The sequence below is a fragment of the Desulfobacula sp. genome, from assembly GCF_021107415.1.
This window is the reverse complement of the sequence record NZ_JAIOSW010000385.1, coordinates 1-3421: the sequence shown is the minus strand read 5'-3', so window position 1 is coordinate 3421 and position 3421 is coordinate 1. Positions and strand designations below refer to the sequence as shown.

At 39.8% G+C, this 3421-nt stretch carries 2 protein-coding genes; both read left to right on the top strand.

Translation table 11 applies throughout. The annotated features are described in order from the left end of the window. On the top strand, positions 1–426 hold a 426-nt coding region (locus tag K8S13_RS19410), incomplete at its 5' end, for a pilus assembly protein PilP (protein WP_291465150.1). A gap of 4 nt (positions 427–430) precedes the next feature. Then, positions 431–3244 (top strand): type IV pilus secretin family protein, encoded by a 2814-nt coding sequence (gene pilQ / locus K8S13_RS19405; RefSeq protein WP_291465148.1) that lies wholly within the window; start codon positions 431–433, stop codon positions 3242–3244. The last annotated feature ends 177 nt before the right edge of the window (positions 3245–3421 follow it).

Below are 3421 nucleotides of genomic sequence, written 5' to 3'. Positions count from 1 at the left end.
AAAGCAATTGCTGCAGCAAAAGGAGCGGAGGGGATAATAGCGTCTGTTTCCAGACCTGATTCCACACCCGGCCCCTATATAGCCCGTGGGAAGATTGACCCTTTTGAGCCGTTATTTAAAGAAACGCCTGTTTTCAGGAAAAAAACGAAAAAGCGTATCCCGCGCACGCCACTTGAAAAGCTTTCTTTAGGCCAGTTCAAACTTGTTGCAATAATCCGTGCCTCAAGCGGTAACAAAGCGCTTGTAGAAGAAAGCTCAGGCAAAGGTTATGTTATAAAAAAAGGTACATACATCGGGCTCAATTCGGGTAAAATAATAAAAATAGAAAAAAACAATATTATTATTGAAGAAGAAATTCAAGATATTCAGGGCAATATAAAAGTCCGCCAAAGAGTATTGAAACTTCAAAAGCCTTCCGGAGAATAATAGCATGATTCATTTAATCACACGATCTATAAGAAAAGAAGCTTTAATAATCTTTCTTTTATCAGCAGCGATGATATTTGCGGGATGTGCTTCCAACAAGGCTGATGTTGAAAAAATAGATAACGTTGAAGTTTCCCTTGGACCCAATCTTATCACCGATATAGTTACGGCTGAAGATTCGGAATCGACTTATGTTACAGTCAGAGGAAATCGTTATTTGACCTACACTTCAATCAAGCAGGATATTCCCCTGGGAATCCTCTTTTATTTTCATGAAACAGACCTTGATGAGTCAATTCAAAGCACATATATGCCCGAAAGTGACATTATTGCATCAATAGAAACTTCAGAATTGACTGACCAGGAAGGTACAACCAGAATTCTAATATCTTTGAAAAAGGACATTCCCTATGATGTAACTCCTGATGATACCGGTATTAAAATATCTTTTTCAAAGGCAGCCGAAATTCCGGTTTCTTCTGATTTGGCAGAAGGCAGCGAGACGCCTGAATTAGTGCAGGCAACAAAACCTGTCGAGGTTATCGTTCCTGCTGCAACCATTTTAAAATCGGTAGATGCATCGAAGCTTAAGGAAAGTGTTAAGATTAATGTTATTGCAGATGGTATAATTAAGGATTATAAATCCTTTACAATAGCCAGCCCTGCCAGAATAGTTTTTGATATTTATAATATTAAAAGCCCCTTTAAAAAACAAAAAACAATCCCTGTAAACAGCAAGTGGGTAAGAAAAGTTCGGCACTATGGATATCCCGACAAGGTGCGGGTTGTCATTGATACAAAAAAGAAGTATTTTTCCGCTTTTTCAGCATATTCCATCGATACGGGCCTTGAGATTCATGTAGGCAAAGATACAGGTGCCCCGCTCCCGGCAAGTTCTGAAAAGGTTTTTACACCTGTGAAGGAAGCTCTTGTGCCCGGAATAAAACCTGTTGCCGCTGATAAAATGAAACCGGCATCTGCATATACTAAACCGGCATGGATCAATCGCATAGATTTTCTTGGCAAAGAAACCGGAAAATCGACTGTGATAATCGGAACTACTCATCCAGTTGATTACGACATTAATGAAGTAACGGATAAATTACTTCGTATCAAGTTGTTTAATACAAAACTTCCAAAATACCGAAAGCGTCCGCTTATTACAACGCGTTTTGAAAGTGCGGTTGATCGGATAACTCCCTTCTTCAAGCCTGCTGTGAAGAATACATCAATAATTGCCATAGAACTTCGAGAAAAGGTGCCTTACACTCTTGAACAAAAAGAAGATCTTCTTTTAATCCATTTTGAGACATCTTCAATTCCCCCTAAACCCTTTGAGCAGGCCAACCTGCCGTCGTGGAAAAAAGTATTTGCACAGATGGATGTTGAGACAGAAGTAACAACGCCTGAAAAGACTGAAGATGAAATGTCTCTTAAGACCGATGATACCATTTTGCCCATAACTGCTGAAACAATACAGGCAGAGGCTAAAGACGCTGTCTCTCCAAAAGTTTCTGAAAGAACAGATATGAAGGCTCGTTTGGAAGGCTCTTCCAGTGTTATTGATATAATGGTCCATCGTAAAACCCCGAAGAGATACAGAGGTGAAAAGATAGCGCTTGATTTTTATGAAACCGATATTAAAAATGTGTTTCGCATTTTAAAAGAAATAAGCGGAAGTAACTTCGCTATTGATAAGGATGTTACAGGCAAAGTTACGCTTTCCTTTGACAAACCTGTACCTTGGGATCAGGTACTCGATCTTGTTCTCAAGATGAATCAACTAGGAATGACTTACGAAGGAGATATAATAAGGGTTGCTACGCTTGCTAGTCTTGCAAGAGAAGAAAAAATGAGACAGGCACGGATTGAAGAGGAGAAAAAAACAAGGGAAGCGGAAAAAGCATTAGAGCCGCTCGTCACAAAATATATTTCCGTTAATTATTCTGATGCGAATGCCGAAATACTGCCACATGTAAAAAAAATAATGACCGATAAACGCGGAAGCGTCAGTGTTGATAAACGTAATAATCAGCTTATAGTGACAGATACAGCCGGGGTGATCGAGAAGATCAAGGAAATTGTCGCAAGAATCGACACGGTAACCCCGCAGGTAATAATCGAAGCAAAAATTGTTGAAGTTTCCAGCAACTTTTCTAATGATATCGGTATTGATTGGAGCGGAAACTCTAATGGTGATCAATCCGACAATACGTGGTTGGACGGTAATGTTGCAATGAATTTTCCTGCAGCGTCTAGTGGAGTTTTGGGATTTACTTTTAACAAGATAGCCGGCACTTCGCTAATATTGAATGCACAATTAACAGCAATGGAAACACGGGGGGAGGGGAAAATTATCTCTTCTCCAAGAATTGCGACACTCGATAATAAAACAGCTACAATAACACAAGGTGTGGAGTACCCTTACCTTGAAAGAGATTCGGCAGGACTTGCAACGGTTAAGTTTAAAGATATAGATCTAACGCTCGAAGTCACCCCGACAGTAAGTCCTGATGATCGTATTCTAATGAAAATAAATATTAGCAAAGATGATGTTGCATCATTAACTGCCGACGGTACACCTTCTTTATCGACTAACGAAGCTAAGACTGAGCTTTTGGTCAATGATGGTGATACCATTGTAATCGGCGGCATTCTTAAATCAAGTGTAACTACCGGCGACTCGGGTTGGCCCGGACTAAAAAGTATCCCCCTCCTCGGCTGGCTGTTTAAAAAAGAAAGCAAATCAAGCTCGAATACCGAACTTCTGATCTTTATCACACCTACGATTGTTCAGCTCGAACAGCGCCGACAGTAAAAAACACATAATCCCGCTTGGAAAAAACGGGACTATGTGTTTTTCCCTGAATCAAACCATACTGTTTTTACCAGAGAATACTTTCTGGTTCCTAAACTATAGCAATCTATAAAAAAGCTTTATTCGCTCTACCGGCGGCGGATAAGCCTCATTTTTTCATTTTTTTTATCTCTTTTT